The organism is Sodalis glossinidius str. 'morsitans' (assembly GCF_000010085.1).
GTDB classification, from domain to species: domain Bacteria; phylum Pseudomonadota; class Gammaproteobacteria; order Enterobacterales; family Enterobacteriaceae; genus Sodalis; species Sodalis glossinidius.
Genome location: NC_007712.1, coordinates 3,292,669 through 3,312,213 on the forward strand (window position 1 = coordinate 3,292,669; position 19,545 = coordinate 3,312,213).

General features: G+C 54.4%; 13 protein-coding genes, 1 tRNA gene, 3 rRNA genes and 3 pseudogenes. 7 read left to right on the forward strand and 13 right to left on the reverse strand.

Features of this window, described 5'->3' with window-relative positions:
* Positions 1 to 29 precede the first annotated feature (29 nt).
* Together SGP1_RS17580 and mprA are read left to right on the forward strand one after the other, a co-directional pair.
* Positions 30 to 317: an AzlD domain-containing protein gene (locus tag SGP1_RS17580; RefSeq protein ID WP_050747796.1), complete on the forward strand. Its 288-nt coding sequence runs from the start codon at positions 30 to 32 to the stop codon at positions 315 to 317.
* A gap of 138 nt (positions 318 to 455) precedes the next feature.
* Positions 456 to 977: a transcriptional repressor MprA gene (gene mprA / locus SGP1_RS17585; RefSeq protein ID WP_011411849.1), complete on the forward strand. Its 522-nt coding sequence runs from the start codon at positions 456 to 458 to the stop codon at positions 975 to 977.
* 120 nt (positions 978 to 1,097) lie between these two features.
* Here mprA and SGP1_RS17590 read toward each other — a convergent pair whose 3' ends face one another.
* A complete protein-coding gene (locus SGP1_RS17590; protein WP_011411850.1) occupies positions 1,098 to 2,201 on the reverse strand; it encodes a tRNA/rRNA methyltransferase in 1,104 nt (367 codons plus the stop codon).
* A gap of 219 nt (positions 2,202 to 2,420) precedes the next feature.
* On the opposite strand from SGP1_RS17590, the pseudogene trxC reads away from it, so the two are divergent.
* From trxC to SGP1_RS17615, 5 genes and pseudogenes are all read left to right on the forward strand, one after another.
* Positions 2,421 to 2,827 (forward strand): annotated as a pseudogene (gene trxC / locus SGP1_RS17595) (thioredoxin TrxC).
* Positions 2,828 to 3,236: 409 nt separating this feature from the next.
* Entirely contained in the window at positions 3,237 to 3,920 is a 684-nt protein-coding gene (locus SGP1_RS17600) for a tRNA-uridine aminocarboxypropyltransferase (RefSeq protein ID WP_083764891.1), read from the forward strand.
* Complete coding sequence (locus SGP1_RS17605) at positions 3,883 to 6,540, forward strand: bifunctional acetate--CoA ligase family protein/GNAT family N-acetyltransferase (RefSeq protein ID WP_011411852.1); 2,658 nt, start codon at positions 3,883 to 3,885, stop codon at positions 6,538 to 6,540. The genes SGP1_RS17600 and SGP1_RS17605 overlap by 38 nt, the downstream gene beginning before the upstream one ends.
* 148 nt (positions 6,541 to 6,688) lie before the next feature.
* Positions 6,689 to 8,044: a CDP-diacylglycerol--serine O-phosphatidyltransferase gene (pssA, locus tag SGP1_RS17610; RefSeq protein ID WP_041867161.1), complete on the forward strand. Its 1,356-nt coding sequence runs from the start codon at positions 6,689 to 6,691 to the stop codon at positions 8,042 to 8,044.
* Between the two features lie 71 nt (positions 8,045 to 8,115).
* Positions 8,116 to 8,460: pseudogene (locus SGP1_RS17615) on the forward strand (YfiM family lipoprotein).
* Between the two features lie 160 nt (positions 8,461 to 8,620).
* Here the strand turns inward: SGP1_RS17615 and SGP1_RS17620 are convergent.
* From SGP1_RS17620 to gmhB, 12 genes and pseudogenes are all read right to left on the reverse strand, one after another.
* Positions 8,621 to 9,336: pseudogene (locus SGP1_RS17620) on the reverse strand (N-acetylmannosamine-6-phosphate 2-epimerase).
* Positions 9,333 to 10,607: a PTS transporter subunit EIIC gene (locus SGP1_RS17625; RefSeq protein WP_083764893.1), complete on the reverse strand. Its 1,275-nt coding sequence runs from the start codon at positions 10,605 to 10,607 to the stop codon at positions 9,333 to 9,335. The pseudogene SGP1_RS17620 and the gene SGP1_RS17625 overlap by 4 nt, the downstream one beginning before the upstream one ends.
* A gap of 28 nt (positions 10,608 to 10,635) precedes the next feature.
* The gene (locus SGP1_RS24800; protein WP_050747797.1) at positions 10,636 to 10,890 is read right to left on the reverse strand and encodes a hypothetical protein; all 255 of its coding nucleotides are present in this window, start codon (positions 10,888 to 10,890) and stop codon (positions 10,636 to 10,638) included.
* A gap of 4 nt (positions 10,891 to 10,894) precedes the next feature.
* Positions 10,895 to 11,284, reverse strand: coding sequence for an HAD family hydrolase (locus SGP1_RS34270; protein ID WP_243466091.1), 390 nt, complete (start codon positions 11,282 to 11,284; stop codon positions 10,895 to 10,897).
* Positions 11,241 to 11,546 carry an HAD hydrolase-like protein gene (locus SGP1_RS34275; RefSeq protein ID WP_243466092.1) on the reverse strand — a complete coding sequence of 102 codons (306 nt, stop codon included), beginning with the start codon at positions 11,544 to 11,546 and terminating at the stop codon, positions 11,241 to 11,243. The genes SGP1_RS34270 and SGP1_RS34275 overlap by 44 nt, the downstream gene beginning before the upstream one ends.
* The gene (locus SGP1_RS17640) at positions 11,518 to 12,018 is read right to left on the reverse strand and encodes a hypothetical protein (protein ID WP_050747798.1); all 501 of its coding nucleotides are present in this window, start codon (positions 12,016 to 12,018) and stop codon (positions 11,518 to 11,520) included. Before SGP1_RS17640 ends, SGP1_RS34275 begins: the two co-directional genes overlap by 29 nt.
* A 1,111-nt stretch (positions 12,019 to 13,129) precedes the next feature.
* A 5S ribosomal RNA gene (gene rrf / locus SGP1_RS17645) occupies positions 13,130 to 13,245 on the reverse strand.
* A 196-nt stretch (positions 13,246 to 13,441) separates the two neighbouring features.
* A 23S ribosomal RNA gene (locus tag SGP1_RS17650) occupies positions 13,442 to 16,446 on the reverse strand.
* A gap of 195 nt (positions 16,447 to 16,641) precedes the next feature.
* Positions 16,642 to 16,717 (reverse strand) — tRNA-Glu (locus SGP1_RS17655).
* Positions 16,703 to 16,903, reverse strand: coding sequence for a hypothetical protein (locus SGP1_RS30165; RefSeq protein WP_148203372.1), 201 nt, complete (start codon positions 16,901 to 16,903; stop codon positions 16,703 to 16,705). Before SGP1_RS30165 ends, SGP1_RS17655 begins: the two co-directional genes overlap by 15 nt.
* A gap of 35 nt (positions 16,904 to 16,938) precedes the next feature.
* Positions 16,939 to 18,481, reverse strand: a 16S ribosomal RNA gene (locus SGP1_RS17660).
* The 16S, 23S and 5S rRNA genes sit together here with 1 tRNA gene alongside, the layout of an rRNA operon.
* A 340-nt stretch (positions 18,482 to 18,821) precedes the next feature.
* A complete protein-coding gene (gene gmhB / locus SGP1_RS17665; protein ID WP_011411856.1) occupies positions 18,822 to 19,394 on the reverse strand; it encodes a D-glycero-beta-D-manno-heptose 1,7-bisphosphate 7-phosphatase in 573 nt (190 codons plus the stop codon).
* Positions 19,395 to 19,545 lie beyond the last annotated feature (151 nt).

Genomic DNA, 19,545 nt, shown 5'->3' on the forward strand with positions numbered 1-19,545 from the left:
TTATCATTGCTGTGTGGTAGGCATGGCAAATTTTCCGCTGGTTGCCGCTGCGCTTGGCGGGCAACACCGGCGGCCGGCTGCTGCGCAATGGCCTGCTGGGGCGGGTACTAGACAGTATCGGCATTGCCGCCATTTGTGCATTGCTGGTGGTATCCACCCTACCCGACATTATGCACGAGCATCAGCGCACGTGGCCCGCACTGGCGGGTTTCTTGACCTTGACGCTGCTATTTGGCCGCACCCGCAGCATTGTGCTGGCGACGCTGTCCAGCGCGCTGGTGTACGGCCTGGTATATAAGTGCCTGATGATGTTTTGACCGACCGAGTAAGGGAACAGCTAAATTAACATTACCTAAACACTTATATAGATGCCTAAACTTTCCATCATGACAATATTTACATTGTTTATTACATCTGTTATTATAAATAATGCAACTAATGAGGTGTAGGTTACGATGGAAAGCTCGTTCACCCCGATTGAACAGATGTTAACGCTGCGCGCGCAGCAAAAAAGCGATTTTCCTTTGCAGGAAGTGCTATTGACCCGTTTGTGCATGCATATGCAGGGGAAATTGCTGGAAAATCGCAACCGTATGCTGAAAGCCCAGGGAATCAATGAAACCCTGTTTATGGCGCTGGTAACGCTGGAATCTCAGGCCACCCACAGCATTCAGCCGTCAGAATTGAGCTCGGCGCTGGGTTCATCGCGCACCAATGCCACCCGTATCGCCGATGAGTTGGAGAAACGCGGTTGGATTGAGCGTAAAGAAAGCGAAAATGATCGCCGTTGCTTGCATCTGCATCTGACGGAAGTCGGCCAGGTGTTTCTGGATAACCTCTTGCCGTCGCAGTACAACTGCCTGCTTTCCCTATGGTCGACGCTTAATGAAGCGGAAAAGCAGCAACTGGAAAGCCTGACCCGCAAGCTGTTGAATAAGCTGGACACGCTTATCGTGGAAGAAGATGTACTGAAGTGAGTCAATCCGTTACCCACGCTTAACGCGTAAGAAGATGTGCTGAAGTGCGTTTAACCGCCTACCCTAGCAAACGCCGCGAGGACTCTCCCGCGGCGTTTTTTTTGCGCCGTTGCGCCGCCGTTAGCCGTGGTTTTGCCGCCACCATTCCGCCAGCAGAATACCGGCGCTGACGGACACATTTAAACTCGGTACCCGGCCGCTGCCGTTGATGGTCACAGCGATATCCGCCTGCGACAGTACCGCTTCCGACAACGCGCTACCTTCTTCTCCCAGCACCAGCACCGTCCGAGCAGGCATTTTGACCGTCGACAGCGACGTGCCGCTGTTACCGGCGAGCGTGACCACGGTGTAACCGGCACGTTGGAAACGCTGCAGGTCCTGCAACACATCATCGCATTTAATGGCTTTGACGTGCTCTGCCCCCCCTTCCGCGGTGCGCACCGCGGCGCCGGAATCCAGCAGGGCGCTGTCGCTTACCATCACGCTATTTACGCCGAAATGGGCACAGCTGCGCAACATCGCACCGAGATTGTGGGGATTGCTCACCTGCTCCAGCGCCAGCACGCAGTCCTGTTGTTGCGCAGCGGCGCTGGCCAGATAGCCGTCGGCATCAAGTCCGGCGCGCTTTTTAATCAGAAAACAGACGCCGCCATGGTGCTCGGTGCCCGAGGCTTTGGCCAGCTCATCATATTCCACCACATGATAAGCTTTACGATTGGCCGCCATCCAGCGCAGCGCATCGCGAAACCTCGGCGTCACCGATTGCTCGAACCAGGCCCGGACAATGGCGTCCGGCCGGTTGCGAAACAGCGCCTGACAGGCATTTTCACCGTAGACACGGGTTTCTTCGGCGCGCTGGCGGCGTAATTGTTCGGGATCAATCTGACTTTTGCCGCTGATACCGCCATGATCTGGCACGGTGGCATCATCATCGCCGGCGTAAAAGGTTTTCCACGGCGAATCCGGCGCATCGCCGCGCGGACGCCGGCCAGTGCTATCGTCGCGGAACGGGGAGTCCTGACGGGCGCGACGCGACACCTCACCCGAGGCGCGATCGCCGGAGGTGTTCCACGGGCTACGGCCCTCACTGCGCTGGTCGCCCCTGCGATCGTCAGCGGAGGCGCGCGAGGACGGGCGGCGCGCTTGCTCCTGCTCTTCCTCTTTGCGCACATACATCACGCGGACTTTGCCGTTTTTGCCCTTTAACGAATCGTTATCACTCATATTGCCCTCCCCCCTCTGATGGGCGCGAAGATTACCCCATCTCCATCCATATAGCTACCGGGTTAAGGTAAAAGCCGGCAACTATCGAAACCATTGAACAAATCATTTTGTCACCCGGTATTTCTTTTACCATACTTTGACGACTTACCCACTAAAAGCGCGCATGTAATCGGTCTAAAAGTCTCCCGCCCGGCAGACTCGCTTATCAGAGGCAACATTATGAATACGGTTTGTGCATCCTGCCTGGCAACCAATCGCCTGCCGGACCATAGGATCAATGATGCCGCCAATTGCGGCCGGTGTGGCGAACCGGTACTGGACGGAACGGTTGTCCACTCCACGGCCGCCACCCTGGACAAACTGCTGCAAGACGATCTTCCCGTCGTTATCGATTTCTGGGCGCCGTGGTGCGGCCCCTGCGTCGGCTTCGCGCCGGTTTTTGATGCCGTCGCCGGCGAACATCGCGACAAAGTGCGCTTCATCAAGATCAACACCGAAGCCGAGCCGAGCCGACGCTCAGTAACCGTTTCAGCATTCGCAGTATTCCTACAATTATGCTGTTCAAGCAGGGACAAAAAGTGGACTCACTGAATGGCGCCATGCCCAAAGCCCCTTTCGAGGAGTGACGGATGAAGGACTCTCCCTGCAAGGCACCACCTCGTGAGACGCGCCCGGTGCGTCTGACCTGCTCCGCTGAGCGCCACGGGTGACTTATCCGCGCGGTGGTGCAGGCCGCTCGACAGCGAGCGTTGCCGCAAGCGTTTCACTGGCAATACCGTACAGGGCGGGCGGTCTCCACTACCCGTGTTTTGCTCAGGGTCCGCCATATGTGCGATGCCGCAGCGGGGCGCCACCACGGCGGCAAGCAGGAAAAAAGCGTTACACTTCCCCTCAGCGCTCCGGTACACTCGTCCTCTTTTGATACCGTCGATCTTCCCATGACCCAAAACGCCGTTCTGGCCTTGCGCCAATTCCGTTTGCAGCAATCGACGAGCCCGTTTCGCGCCCGCGGCTGCCGCGTGCTATGCTGCGAGCATTGCCTGCTACCGCGCCGGCGCTGTTTATGCGCCACCACTATGCTGCAGCAGACCAGCAGCCGGTTTTGTGGTAATGTTCGATGCCGACCCCTTGAAACCCAGCAATACCGGCCGATTGATCGCCGATATACTGCCCGCCACACAGGCGTTTCTCTGGTCACGGACCCAACCGGATCCGGCCATGCTGGCGGCGGTGGCCGATCCGGACCGTCAGCCTTATGTGGTGTTTCCCGCAAGCCATATGCCGGGCGGGCGGCGGGTCGTCAACCATATTCTGCCCGACGCGCGGCCGCCGCTGTTTATTCTGCTGGACGGTACCTGGCCCGAGGCGGGCAAAATGTTCCGCAAAAGCCCGTGGCTGACGCATTTTCCGGTATTGTCGCTGGAATTGCCCACCGTGTCGCAATACGGCCTGCGCGGCAGCCATGGCGAGGGTCACCATTGCACTGCGGAGGTGGCCGCCGCTTTGCTCTTCCAGACGGGTGATCATGCCACGGCTGATGCACTAATGGCCCATTTTGCGCTCTTTCGTCATCGTTATCTGGCGGGCAAATCCCATGCGCCGCGCGGATTGTCCCCGTCGTCACAGCAGAAAGGGAATAAAACGCGTACAATTATCCCGTCAACCAGCGGGGGAGGCAGTGATGAGTTTACGGGGACTGGAGGCGCTGCTGCGGCCTAAATCGATTGCAGTGGTTGGTGCGTCGGACACACCCGGCCGCGCCGGCAATCTGATGATGCGCAATCTGCTTGACGGCGGTTTCAGCGGGCCAGTGCTGCCGGTGACGCCGAAATACCCGGCGGTCTGCGGCGTGCTCAGTTATCCCTCGGTGGCGGCGCTGCCGCTGCCGCCGGATTTGGCGGTAGTGTGTACCCACGGCCGACGCAATGTGGATCTGCTCACCGCTCTGGGCGAACGAGGCTGCAAGACGGCCATCGTGCTGTCGGCGCCGGCGACGCAATTTGACGACCTGCGCGCCTGTGCTCAGCGTTTCGGCATGCGGTTGCTGGGACCCAACAGTTTGGGGCTGCTAGCGCCGTGGCAGGATCTGAACGCCAGCTTTTCGCCAGTCCCCATCCATCGCGGTAAATTGGCGTTTATCTCGCAGTCGGCGGCGGTGTCCAATACCGTGCTCGACTGGGCGCAGCAGCGCGCCACCGGGTTTTCCTACTTTATCGCTCTCGGCGACAGCATTGATATCTATGTCGACGATATGCTGGATTTTCTAGCGCGCGATGGTAAGACCAGCGCGATACTTCTGCATCTGGAGCATCTCTCCGACGCCCGACGTTTCCTTTCTGCCGCCCGTGGCGCGGCGCGCAATAAACCGATTCTGGTGATCAAAAGCGGCCGCACCATCCAGGCGCAGCGGCTGCTCAACTACCCTCCCGGCCGCGATGCCGCCTATGACGCCGCCATTCAACGGGCCGGGCTACTGCGGGTACGCGACACCCACGAACTGTTTTCGGCGGTAGAAACCTTAAGCCATATGAGCCCCCTGCGCGGCGAACGCTTAATGATCATCAGCAACGGTATTGCGCCCGCCGCGCTGGCGCTGGATGAGCTGTTGCGCCGCCACGGCCGGTTGGCGGAGCCGGATGACGCCACCCTGGCGGCGCTGGCGCACGCGTTACCGGCGACGTTAACACCCGGCAATCCGCTGGATCTCGCCGACGATGCAACACCGGCGCGTTACCGCGCCGCGCTGTCGGCGCTATTGGGCAGTAAGGATTTCGATGCGCTGCTGATAATCCATGCTCCGAGCGCCGCCGCGCCCAGCAGCGAAACCGCCCGCGAGGTGATTGCCACGCTGGCCGATGCCACCCGCTCCGGGCCGGTTAACCTGCTGACCAACTGGAGCGGCGAGTATTCTTCTCAGCAGGCGCGCCGCCTGTTCACCGAGGCGGGAGTGCCCACCTACCGTACCCCTGAAGGGGCCGTGACAGCCTTTATGCACATGGCGGAATACCGGCGCAATCAGCGGCAACTGATGGAAACGCCAGCGCTGCCGGCCGGGTTGACCGTCGATGCCGCCCACGTCCACCAGATGATCCGCGAAGCGCTGGATCAGGGCATTACCCGACTGGAAACCCACGAAGTCAGGCCCATCGTTAAAGCCTATGGTATCAAGACATTGCCCACCTGGATCGCCGCCGACAGCGACGACGCGGTACGGCTCAGCGAAGGACTCGGCTATCCGGTGGCGCTAAAACTGCGGTCCGCCGATATCGCGCATAAATCCGACGTGCAGGGGGTGATACTCGCGCTACGCAACGCGGCGGAAGTGGCGCAGGCGGCCAGCGCGATGCTTGAGCGCGCGGCGATCACCTATCCCATGGCGCGCATTGAAGGGCTGGCGGTACAAAGCATGGCCAGCCGCGCCGGCACGCAGGAACTACGCATCAGCGTAGAACAAGACTCGGTATTTGGCCCGCTTATCCTGTTAGGCGATGGCGAAAGCGACTGGCGCGCGGGGGCGCCGGTGGCGGTAGCATTACCGCCGCTCAATATGGCGCTGGCGCATCATTTGGTGCTACAAGGGTTAAAGATGGGCGCCCTGCGCAACAACCGCCCGCTGTATCCCTTGGATCTAGCGGCGCTCAGCCAATTGCTGGTGCAAGTCTCCGATCTGGTGGTAAATTGCCCGGAAATCACCGCGCTGAATATCCATCCGCTGCTGGCCTGCGGCAGCGATATGACGGCGCTGGATGTCAGCTTGCAATTAAGCGAGTACCACGGCGATCCCGGTGCACGGCTGGCCATCCGCCCCTATCCGCGTCAGCTGGAATCGGTCGTCACGCTAACCAACGGGCAGCGCTGTTTGTTCCGACCGATTTTGCCGGAAGATGAACCACTGCTGAAAGCCTTCATCGGCCTGGTGACCCGCGAGGATCTCTATTACCGCTATTTCAGCGAAATTAGCGAATTTACCCATGAAGATTTGGCATATATGACGCAAATCGACTATGATCGTGAAATGGCGTTTGTGGCTGTCATACAACAGCAGGATCGTGAAGTTATCATCGGTGTTACCCGCGTCATCGCCGATCCTGACAATACCGATGCGGAATTCACGGTACTGGTACGTTCCGATTTGAAAAAACTGGGGCTTGGGCGCATGCTGCTGGAAAAGATGATTGATTACGCCCGCGCCCACGGTCTGCAGCGGTTGACCGCTATCACCATGCCCAACAACCGCGGCATGATAACGCTAGCGCGCAAATTAGGGTTTACGGTGGATATTCAATTGCAGGACGGTATCGTCGCGCTGGCTCTGGCGCTGGAACCGGCTACAGCATGAATTCCGCCGATAGCGGGCAAGGATTAGCCGGGCAGTTGAAACATGCCCACAATCAACAGAAGTAGTGATATTATGATCGATTCAACGCAAATATTTGTTTGCATAGGGTCATTCCAACCTTCGATGATAAGAGAAGAAGCGCACTGTGATGTTGTCAACTTCTAAACGCAGTAAACACCAACAACACCTTGCACAACTGCCAAAAATCCCTCAGACGGTTGCAGATGTTAAAACGCTTTACAGCCCTGAAGATTTCTATCATGCGCTCATACAGGCCATCGCCGGCGCCCGGCGACGAATCTATCTGGTCGCATTGTATCTGGAGCAGGATCAGGGCGGTCAACGAGTGCTTGAAGCCGTTTATGACGCCAAACGTAACGATCCATCGCTGGATGTAGCGATTCTGGTTGACTGGCACCGGGCGCAACGCGGTCGTATCGGTGCCGCCGCCGCTGATACCAATGCCGACTGGTACTGCCGTATGGCGCAAGCGCATCCCGGCGTGGACGTGCCGGTCTTCGGCGTACCAGTCAATACCCGCGAAGCGCTGGGCGTCCTGCACTTGAAAGGCTTTATTATCGACGCCCAGGTGATTTACAGCGGCGCCAGCCTGAACGATGTTTATCTGCATCAGCAGGATAAATATCGCTACGATCGTTACCAGATTATCCGTAATCCCTCCCTGGCCGACACGCTACTTGCCTACATCAAACAACAATTGCTCACGGCGCCGGCGGTAAACCGGCTGGATAACGTCGCCCGGCCAAAAAGCCTCGAGATCAAAAATGATACCCGCCTGTTTCGCCAAACCCTGCGTGAAACCGGCTATCGCTATCAAGGTGAAGCAGGTCCGAATGAATTGGCCATTACCCCGTTAGTGGGATTGGGCAAGCAAAGCCCGCTGAACAAAACGATTCATCATTTACTGTGTTCCACCCGCGACACCTTGACGCTGTGTACGCCCTATTTCAACTTACCGGCTCTGCTGGTGCGGGATTTAATCGGTCTGCTGCGTCTGGGCAGGCAGGTGGAAATCATTGTCGGCGATAAGACCGCCAACGATTTTTATATCCCTGAAGATCAGCAGTTCAAGATTATCAGCGCCCTGCCGTATTTGTACGAAATCAATTTGCGCCGTTTTCTTAGCCGCCTGCAGCGGTATGTGGACAACGGTCAATTGGTGGTACGTCTGTGGAAGGACGACGACAACAGTTACCATTTGAAAGGCGTATGGGTAGACGAGGAGTGGCAATTGCTGACCGGCAATAACCTCAACCCGCGTGCCTGGCGGCTTGATTTGGAAAATGCGCTGCTTATTCACGATCCCGCACAGGCGTTGCACCCGCAGCGTGAGAAAGAGCTCAACCGGATCCGCACCCACACCCAGGTAGTGCGGCATTTTACCGAACTTGAGAGCATCGCCGATTATCCGGTTAAAGTCCGCAAGCTTATCCGCCGATTGCGTCGGATCCGCATTGACCGTTTAATTAGCCGGATCCTCTAAACCGAGATGCCCTCTCCCGGCGGCGACGCTTTCTGGAGCGTTATGTCGCCAGTGCCAGCAGGAACCCATTGATGCATAGAGGCCGCCGTTTATCGTTACCCGTGTTGTGGCTGTTACCACTGCTGTGGTGCACAGGCTGCAGCCACCTGGCACAGGACAATTGGACCGGTCGCGACAAGACCCAGCACTTTGTTGGCTCTGCCCTGCTGGCGGTGGCCGGCAGCGCGATCGCCGAGCATCAATCGGCCTCGCCCGCACACAGTCGTAATATTGGTTTTGAGCTGTCTATCACCTTCGGCGCGCTAAAAGAGGCCTGAGACAGCCGGCCCGGAGGCACCGGCTGGAGCTGGAAGGACTTTACCTGGGACGTTGCCGGCGCCGCCGCCGGCTACAGCCTGTATGCCCTGAGCAACTAGCCTATCACCGCTATGTACCGCACGGCGGATGATGACCCTCCCTCTTTCCCGTTGCATCATCAGGTTGGCGCGTTAATTCTTTCCCCCGGCGCTCGCGGCGTTAATTCCGGCGGGCCAGCCTGAGACACCGGTGGGTCGCGTTCCCGGCGGATGCCTTTGGTTAATTCCCCTCTGGCACGATGTTAGCGGCGACGATTGCAGAGACAAAACGCGCCGTTATCTGCTGCGGACGGGTAATAGCCCCGCCCACCACACCGCATGACAGCCCAATGCCAGGCAACGTGCCGCCATTTCCGGCGTCAATACATTACCTTCGGCGATAACCGGTCGGCTGACCGCCGCCAGCACCTCGCGCAGGAAAGCAAAATCCTGCTCGGCCAGCATCCGCCCCCGGCTCTCTTCGGTATAACAATAAAGCGTCATGCCAATGACATCAAAACCCAGTTGTTCGGCCTGACGCGCTTGGGCCACGCTTGCAATGTCGGCCATCAACAGCAAATCAGGATACTGTCGCCGACAATAGGCCACTTGCCGGGCCAGCGAGCCGCCGGCGGAACGCGGCTTGTCGGTGGCGTCCATTGCAATCATTGGCGGCCGGGCCGCCATCAGCTCATCAACCTCCCGCTCCGTGGCGGTGATGAACACCTCGCTATCGGGATAATCCCGCTTGATGATAGCGATAACAGGCAGCGCGACCTGCTGTTGGATAGCCACCACATCCGCCAGACCGTTGGCGCGGACTGCCGCCGCTCCCCCCTGTTGTGCCGCCAGCGCCATACGCGCCATTATCGATGCACCGTGCAGCGGCTCCTGCTCCAGCGCCTGGCACGACACCACCAGTTTCCCTTTAATCGTCGTCAGCATAGACTCAGTCATGACGCAATCGCTTCCTCTATTTCATTTTTAATCACCGTGACATGAGGGCCGAATATCACCTGCACCCTATTACCACATTTAATCACACCACGGGCGCCGCTTTGCGTCAGCATCGCTTCATCCACCTCTTGCGGGGACCGCACCGTGACCCGCAAACGGGTCGCACAACAATCCAGCTCTTCAATATTCTCCCGCCCGCCCAGCGCTTTAATAATCGTTTCCGCCCGCTGACTGCTGACCACCGATTCGCTTACGGCAGCCATGTCTTCCCTGCCGGGCGTTTTAAAATCAAAATGGCGAATCAGATAACGGAAGGAGAAGTAGTAAATCAGAAACCAGGGAACGCCCACTACCGGCACCCATAACCAATGGGTTTTCGCCTCGACCTGCAAAACGCCGAACAAGATAAAGTCGATAAAGCCACCGGAGAAAGTTTGGCCAATGGTAATGTGCAGGATATGGGCCAGCATAAACGCCTCGAGCACGACATGCAGCACATACAGCGCCGGAGCGATAAACAGAAATGAAAACTCGATAGGTTCGGTAATGCCGGTCAAAAAGGAGGTGAGCGCCGCCAACAGCAATAACCCGCCCACCCGCTTGCGGTTTTCCGGCCGCGCCGCATGATACATCGCCAGACACGCGCCGAGCAGTCCAAACATCATGGTAATAAAACGCCCGGACATAAAACGCGCCGTACCAATATAATAATGCGGGGTGTTGGGATCCGCCAGCTGCGCGAAAAAGATGCGCTGGGTGCCTTCATAAAGCTGACCGTTTATCACCTCACTGCCGCCAAGCGCCGTAGTCCAGAAGGGCAAATAGAAAATATGATGTAATCCAAACAGCCCAAGCATATGCAGTACAAAGCCATAAATAAACGTACCCAAATATCCGGTGGCATCGACCAGGCCGCCGAGACTGAAAATAATTTTCTGACACCAGGGCCACACAACCATCATCACCGCGCCGACAATAATTGCGGCAAAAGAGCAAACAATCGGCACGAAACGCGAGCCGCCGAAGAAACCGAGGAACTGCGACACGGCATTGCTGCTAATGGAAATTTTCTCGGCGGCTTCGACAACCTGCTTATCCGCATTCAATCTAACAAAAGACCATTTTGGATGCACAGACTCAAAAGAAAGAACGCCCGCGTCAGCCTGTTGGCTGCGGAAATACTCGATAATACTTTGCAGATCATCCTTGATATAATGATCGGCAGACGAAATGATCAGTTCCGCCTCCAAATCCAGCTCATCAACACCCATGAGACAGCTACACACGGCGCCTTTAGTATCACCCTGTAAAGCGTACAATTATGCCCGTCGAATCACTAATAGTCTCTATCAGCGTTTTAAGACCCAGTTCTTTAAGTCTAACCTGTGGGATGATAAATATTTTTCTAGCTTCTTCCTTCAAGGTGTCAAAGATGTCCTGGGAATACTCCAATAGCGTTCTGTTTGCAACCTCAGTTAAAATTTTCGGATAGATGAAATCATCAGACGTTTCGTAAAGACTTTGACCACACATTGGTATGATGATATTGATCATTGTGTTAAGACCCTTCTACACTTAAGATAAATTTTTTAATATTATCAAAGTTGACGTCATAAACGGTGTCGACCTCAAGCACATGCGCACCACTGACGCGAGCTGCCTTTATGCCGTTTTCATTATCCTCAACAATCACACATTCTTGCGGCATTAGATTCAAAGTGGAGATCGCTTTATTATACATTTCAGGATCAGGCTTACCTTTAACCACATCTTGATTAGATATAGTGAATTCTAAGTACTGTGCCAAATGCGCTTTATCCATCATCACTTCAATTGAATTCTTGATGAAATTGTATACAACAGCAAGCCTATAGTCTTCACGTTGCAAACTCGATAAAGCATATTCATGGTGGAACATAGGTTTGCAAAAATTGTTGACTATTTCCATCGTATATTTTCGTTTCATCATCATTGATGAATTCGTGCAATGATTGGGAAAGACCTTTATCTCGACTCAGCATGATAAGTTTATCTTTCGTCGACAACCCATCGTAAACGATCTGATGTTCCTGTCTAGTGATTTCTAACCCAAAAAGATTGAGCGCTTTATTGAGTGCATCATAGTGCCAGTCCTTTGCTTCAATAAGCATACCATCCATATCAAAAATGACAGCTTTGATTTTAGTTACAATAGAAAAACCTCGTTGCATCTTCAGATAAGTCAATGCATAAAAGAAAGTTTTTTGATAACAAGATGCTATCAGGCAGCCGCTTAATTATCTCCCAGACGGGGAAATGCGCCCGGGCATGAAGCTCCGGAGACACCAAACAGAATTTTTTATTACAAATTAGCAATGAGATAATAAGCGCTTCATCTAATATCGTTTCCTTAAAACCATCAAGCCAAACCCTTGCTGCATCTTCCAGAAGAGCAAATTCAGGTTCATATTTGCTAAAGCGAATAAAAAACTTTAAGCCCTCATTCTTGTAAGTGAGAAGATCAGGAATAGACATATCAAAAAGAAAATAGTTTTGGATATGATAGTAATTTAATTTTTCTCTAACAAGCTTCTGTAATCCATCAGCCTTAAAATTTAGCGCTAACGTGGGGCGGTATTGAAATTTACTACTATTGTATAGACTGAATAATACATCTACTGCGATAGCGCTTGAGTCAGGCATATCATGACTGATGACAAGTTAGCCATTAACATAACTCAGGTCAGTTTCAGTGCCATAACCAAGTTCAAACGAACGACGGAACGCAGCCGTGCTGTTTTTCTTAGCAGGCCTTTCCAGTATCCACGATGAGACAATATTTCCATAACATCCTTTCAAATCAATATCCGTGTGATTGAATTTCAACGCGATGTGTAGAGTCTAATAGCATCATCAACGTTACCATCAAAAACAACACTACCATGTTCTATGATTATTGCTTTATTGTAAATAGCAGCCACCTGATTCAAATCATGGCTTACAAATACTACCGTCTTTTTATTTTTCTTAATTTTATTAATCTTACGCAAACATTTAGTTTGAAAATTTGAGTCACCTACTCACAAAGGTGGTTACCGGTAGGTGTGCTGGAAGCTCGACTATCTGCCTCTCATGTGAACACGCCGGGGCGATTTCCCTTCTTATAAGAGGCGATGGCTCGGGGTTGCGGGCTGTGTTTACGCGAACGCCCTGCCCGCGTTTTTTTTGTTTATTTTTTTGCCGATAGCGTTGGCACGCGGAGTGGAAATAGATCTCACGGAAGCTAGCCTGTCATCGCTTAACACTCTATGCACAGACTCCGAAGGACAAATGCCGCTGGGTTACGCTGCGCTATTTCTCTTGGGACAAAAAAAGCCCTCTACATACGCAGAGGGCTTTTCTCAACCGGAGCGCCAGAATGACCTGCTTTTCACGCCGGGCAGCAATTCTGCGTCTTTACAATAGCCTGTTTAGCTCCTTGGCACCTGCCAATCAAAGTCTGACCCGCTCTTTCTGGGTCGAAGGGTAGAGCAGAAATGTCCGCCGCTATGTTGCCGCTTATTAACAGAAAGGCTCTGTGTAACGCCCGCAATCGAGGGCACCTGTCGCGGCGGGCCGACCCGTTTGGCGCCCGTCATTGCGGTTCTGGTGCGCTGTTGTACTTACCTATCGCTTGCTTGTCGACCGGCGGGGCGTTGACTGTTGCGTCGCCGGCAGCAGGTCGCCATGGTCCTCAAAAACAAAAAGCCCTCTGCGGTTGCAGAGGGCTCGTTGATACTGCTCGTCACGGGCTACCCGTTAGGACGTAATGGATGCCTGGCAGTTCCCTACTCTCGCATGGGGAGACCCCACACTACCATCGGCGCTACGGCGTTTCACTTCTGAGTTCGGCATGGGGTCAGGTGGGACCACCGCGCTCGTGCCGCCAGGCAAATTCGTTTTCCGCACCGCTTTCACCATGCAGACTGCTCTTGCTGCCCAACCCTCACTTGCGTGACCATCGGGCGTTATCCGGAACATCGCTGATATCGTCTTTCTGGCGCTCGCGTTCATGTCGCTTGCGCTTTGCCGCTAACGTTCGTTACAGCTCTGGCTTTCGCCCTCTCTCAAACAGCTCAGGTGTTGTAAGGTTAAGTCTCACGGGTCATTAGTATCGGTTAGCTCAACACCTCGCAGCGCTTACACACCCGACCTATCAACGTCATCGTCTTTAACGTCCCTTTAGGAGGCTCAAGGCCTCAGGGAAGACTCATCTCGAGGCAAGTTTCCCGCTTAGATGCTTTCAGCGGTTATCTCTTCCGCACGTAGCTACCGGGCAATGCCATTGGCATGACAACCCGAACACCAGTGGTGCGTCCACTCCGGTCCTCTCGTACTAGGAGCAGCCCCTCTCAATCTTCCAGCGCCCACGGCAGATAGGGACCGAACTGTCTCACGACGTTCTAAACCCAGCTCGCGTACCACTTTAAATGGCGAACAGCCATACCCTTGGGACCTACTTCAGCCCCAGGATGTGATGAGCCGACATCGAGGTGCCAAACACCGCCGTCGATATGAACTCTTGGGCGGTATCAGCCTGTTATCCCCGGAGTACCTTTTATCCGTTGAGCGATGGCCCTTCCATGCAGAACCACCGGATCACTAAGACCTGCTTTCGCACCTGCTCGAGCCGTCACTCTCGCAGTCAAGCTAGCTTATGCCTTTGCACTAACCTCACGATGTCCGACCGTGATTAGCTAACCTTCGTGCTCCTCCGTTACGCTTTGGGAGGAGACCGCCCCAGTCAAACTACCCACCAGACACTGTCCTCGGCCCGGATGACGGGCCTGAGTGAGAACATCAAACATTAAAGGGTGGTATTTCAAGGTTGGCTCCATGCAGACTGGCGTCCACACTTCAAAGCCTCCCACCTATCCTACACATCAAGGCTCAATGTTCAGTGTCAAGCTATAGTAAAGGTTCACGGGGTCTTTCCGTCTTGCCGCGGGTACACCGCATCTTCACGGCGAGTTCAATTTCACTGAGTCTCGGGTGGAGACAGCCTGACCATCATTACGCCATTCGTGCAGGTCGGAACTTACCCGACAAGGAATTTCGCTACCTTAGGACCGTTATAGTTACGGCCGCCGTTTACCGGGGCTTCGATCAAGAGCTTCTCCTTACGGATAACCCCATCAATTAACCTTCCGGCACCGGGCAGGCGTCACACCGTATACGTCCACTTTCGTGTTTGCACAGTGCTGTGTTTTTAATAAACAGTTGCAGCCAGCTGGTATCTGCGACTGGCTTCAGCTCGGGGCGCAAGGCCCTCCACCTACATGCCAGCGTGCCTTCTCCCGAAGTTACGGCACCATTTTGCCTAGTTCCTTCACCCGAGTTCTCTCAAGCGCCTGGGTATCCTCTACCTGACCACCTGTGTCGGTTTGGGGTACGATTCGATGTGACCTGGAGCTTAGAGGCTTTTCCTGGAAGCGTAGCATCAATTCCTTCACTACCGTGGTAGCTCGTCATCACGCCTCAGTGTTATGAAAGAGCGGATTTGCCTGCTCTTTCCACCTGCACGCTTGAACCGGGACAACCGTCGCCCGGCAAACCTAGCTTTCTCCGTCCCCCCTTCGCAGTCACACCTAGTACAGGAATATTAACCTGTTTCCCATCGACTACGCCTTTCGGCCTCGCCTTAGGGGTCGACTCACCCTGCTCCGATTAACGTTGAACAGGAACCCTTGGTCTTCCGGCGAGCGGGCTTTTCACCCACTTTATCGTTACTTATGTCAGCATTCGCACTTCTGATACCTCCAGCAGCCCTCACAGGCCACCTTCACAGGCTTACAGAACGCTCCCCTACCCAACGGACGTATCCTTAAAACGCCTTGCCCTTGTCCGGCTGTTGCCGACTTAACGGGAATGTGGCTTGCACGCGCCCGCTCATCGTCGCGTGGAGCGTTTTAAGTGATACGTCCGCTGCCGCAGCTTCGGTGCATGGTTTAGCCCCGTTACATCTTCCGCGCAGGCCGACTCGACCAGTGAGCTATTACGCTTTCTTTAAATGATGGCTGCTTCTAAGCCAACATCCTGGCTGTCTGGGCCTTCCCACATCGTTTCCCACTTAACCATGACTTTGGGACCTTAGCTGGCGGTCTGGGTTGTTTCCCTCTTCACGACGGACGTTAGCACCCGCCGTGTGTCTCCCGTGATAACATTCTACGGTATTCGCAGTTTGCATCGGGTTGGTAATCCGGGATGGACCCCTAGCCGAAACAGTGCTCTACCCCCGTAGATGACTTCACGAGGCGCTACCTAAATAGCTTTCGGGGAGAACCAGCTATCTCCCGGTTTGATTGGCCTTTCACCCCCAGCCACAAGTCATCCGCTAATTTTTCAACATTAGTCGGTTCGGTCCTCCAGTTAGTGTTACCCAACCTTCAACCTGCCCATGGCTAGATCACCGGGTTTCGGGTCTATACCCTGCAACTAGACGCCCAGTTAAGACTCGGTTTCCCTACGGCTCCCCTATACGGTTAACCTTGCTACAGAATATAAGTCGCTGACCCATTATACAAAAGGTACGCAGTCACACCCCGAAGGATGCTTCCACTGCTTGTACGTACACGGTTTCAGGTTCTATTTCACTCCCCTCGCCGGGGTTCTTTTCGCCTTTCCCTCACGGTACTGGTTCACTATCGGTCAGTCAGGAGTATTTAGCCTTGGAGGATGGTCCCCCCATCTTCAGACAGGATATCACGTGTCCCGCCCTACTCATCGAGCTCACAACAAGCGCACCTTCGGATACGGGGCTATCACCCTCTGTCGCCGGACTTTCCAGACCGTTCTCCTGATGCGCAAGCTGATGATGGCTCTGGGCTGTTCCCCGTTCGCTCGCCGCTACTGGGGGAATCTCGGTTGATTTCTTTTCCTCAAGGTACTGAGATGTTTCAGTTCCCCTGGTTCGCTTCGTCAAGCTATGGATTCACCTGACAATGATGCAACGAGTTGCACCGGGTTTCCCCATTCGGACATCGCCGGCTGATAACGCTTCATATCAGCTCACCGGCGCTTTTCGCAGATTAGCACGTCCTTCATCGCCTCTGACTGCCTAGGCATCCACCGTGTACGCTTAGTCACTTAACCTCACAACCCTGAGCTGTCTGCGCGCTACAGTGATAACGCTTGCGCGTTACCTCAGGTTTGCTTACTTCGTTTGAGAGACTCGCATACTGAGTTTGCACTTCAGCATGTGTTTCAAATTTTCAGCTTGTTCCGGATTGTTAAAGAGCGGTATTTCGCAGCGCGCTTGATAAACGCGCTCTGAAATAACAAGCAAAGTGGCGTCCCCTAGGGGGTTCGAACCCCTGTTACCGCCGTGAAAGGGCAGTGTCCTAGGCCACTAGACGAAGGGGACTCGAAAAGCGCGGGCATCGCGATACTTTGGCGTGGAAGGCACCGCTTTCAGTAAGGCAAAGCGGGTAACCCTGACCGCAAAAGCGGTGGTAACTTCGCTCAGCCGCCAATGACTTTTACCTTGCTCGCCGGGTGAACAGGAAAAAGCCGCCGACGGGCTGCTTTGCTCGTGACAGTTATCAGACAATCTGTGTGGACACGTCACTCAACGTATCGCTTAGGTAAGGAGGTGATCCAACCGCAGGTTCCCCTACGGTTACCTTGTTACGACTTCACCCCAGTCATGAATCACAAAGTGGTAAGCGCCCTCCCGAAGGTTAAGCTACCTACTTCTTTTGCAACCCACTCCCATGGTGTGACGGGCGGTGTGTACAAGGCCCAGGAACGTATTCACCGTGGCATTCTGATCCACGATTACTAGCGATTCCGACTTCATGGAGTCGAGTTGCAGACTCCAATCCGGACTACGACGCACTTTGTGAGGTCCGCTGACTCTCGCGAGATCGCTTCTCTTTGTATGCGCCATTGTAGCACGTGTGTAGCCCTACTCGTAAGGGCCATGATGACTTGACGTCATCCCCACCTTCCTCCGGTTTATCACCGGCAGTCTCCTTTGAGTTCCCGACCAAATCGCTGGCAACAAAGGATAAGGGTTGCGCTCGTTGCGGGACTTAACCCAACATTTCACAACACGAGCTGACGACAGCCATGCAGCACCTGTCTCAGAGCTCCCGAAGGCACCAAGGCATCTCTGCCAAGTTCTCTGGATGTCAAGAGTAGGTAAGGTTCTTCGCGTTGCATCGAATTAAACCACATGCTCCACCGCTTGTGCGGGCCCCCGTCAATTCATTTGAGTTTTAACCTTGCGGCCGTACTCCCCAGGCGGTCGATTTAACGCGTTAGCTCCGAAAGCCACAGCTCAAGGCCACAACCTTCAAATCGACATCGTTTACAGCGTGGACTACCAGGGTATCTAATCCTGTTTGCTCCCCACGCTTTCGTACCTGAGCGTCAGTCTTCGTCCAGGGGGCCGCCTTCGCCACCGGTATTCCTCCAGATCTCTACGCATTTCACCGCTACACCTGGAATTCTACCCCCCTCTACGAGACTCTAGCCTGCCAGTTTCAAATGCAGTTCCCAGGTTAAGCCCGGGGATTTCACATCTGACTTAACAGACCGCCTGCGTACGCTTTACGCCCAGTAATTCCGATTAACGCTTGCACCCTCCGTATTACCGCGGCTGCTGGCACGGAGTTAGCCGGTGCTTCTTCTGCAGGTAACGTCAATCGATAGCGCTGTTAACGCTAACGCCTTCTTCCCCGCTGAAAGTGCTTTACAACCCGAAGGCCTTCTTCACACACGCGGCATGGCTGCATCAGGGTTTCCCCCATTGTGCAATATTCCCCACTGCTGCCTCCCGTAGGAGTCTGGACCGTGTCTCAGTTCCAGTGTGGCTGGTCATCCTCTCAGACCAGCTAGGGATCGTCGCCTAGGTGAGCCATTACCCCACCTACTAGCTAATCCCATCTGGGTTCATCCGATGGTGTGAGGCCCGAAGGTCCCCCACTTTGGTCTTGCGACGTTATGCGGTATTAGCTACCGTTTCCAGTAGTTATCCCCCTCCATCGGGCAGATCCCCAGACATTACTCACCCGTCCGCCGCTCGCCGGCAAAGAAGTCAAGCTTCTTTCCGCTGCCGCTCGACTTGCATGTGTTAGGCCTGCCGCCAGCGTTCAATCTGAGCCATGATCAAACTCTTCAATTAAAAGCTTGATGCTCAAAGAATCAAAACTGGTATTCATATGAATATTTGTTGTTCACTCTTCAAGACTTGATATTTCGGTATGTCGATATCGTCTTGTGAGTGCCCACACAGATTGTCTGATAAATTGTTAAAGAGCAGTGCCGGCTGTTTTCTCGACCCGCACGGGTGGCACATATTACGCCTTCCTCATTCAGTGTCAAGCAGTTTCGCCTGTTTCTGAACCCTTCCGTTCACCGTGATGATGTTCACATGACCGGTCGATGGAGGCACATTATAGGGAGCCGTTCTGAAATGACAAGGGAATATCCTTACTTTTTTTCAAACGTTCACTAAATATCCGTTACGCGCCCGCTTGACGCTGTTTAATCGCGGCCGGTAATGCAGCGAGGCTATCAATGACCCAATCCGCCGCCGCGCTGGCTTGCTCCGTTACCGCTTTACCGCTGCGCACCAAGACCCGCGTGCCAACCCCCGCCGCCTGGGCCGCTAGCATATCGTCCAGTTTGTCGCCCGCTATATAGGAAGAAGCCATGTCGATATGCAGGTGGCGCTGTGCGTCCAGCAGCATTCCGGGTTTTGGCTTGCGGCAATCGCATTCCTGACGTAATGCCTCAACCACCGCCTGCGGATGATGGGGGCAAAAGTAGATACCGTCCAAATCGACGTCGCGATCCGCCAATGACCAGTCCATCCATTCCGTCAGACGCATAAACTGATCTTCGCTGAAAAGGCCGCGGGCCAGTCCGGATTGATTGGTGACCATCACCAAGGCAAACCCCATCTTTTTCAATTCCTGCATGGCTTCGATCACGCCGTCGATGAACTGAAAATCGTCAATCTCATGGACATAACCGTTATCGGCATTAATCGTGCCGTCACGGTCTAAAAAAATTGCGGAAACAGACTGTGCCACTGCAAGGCTCCTGATTACGGGTAAGCCGTAAGTATCGCATGTTTTGACATGGGAAGAGAAACCCATAAAATGGAACGTAACGCAGTTGACTTAGACGTATAGACGCCTTAACATCCACGCACTTCGATGCCGGTTGGCATTGGTTTGCCCC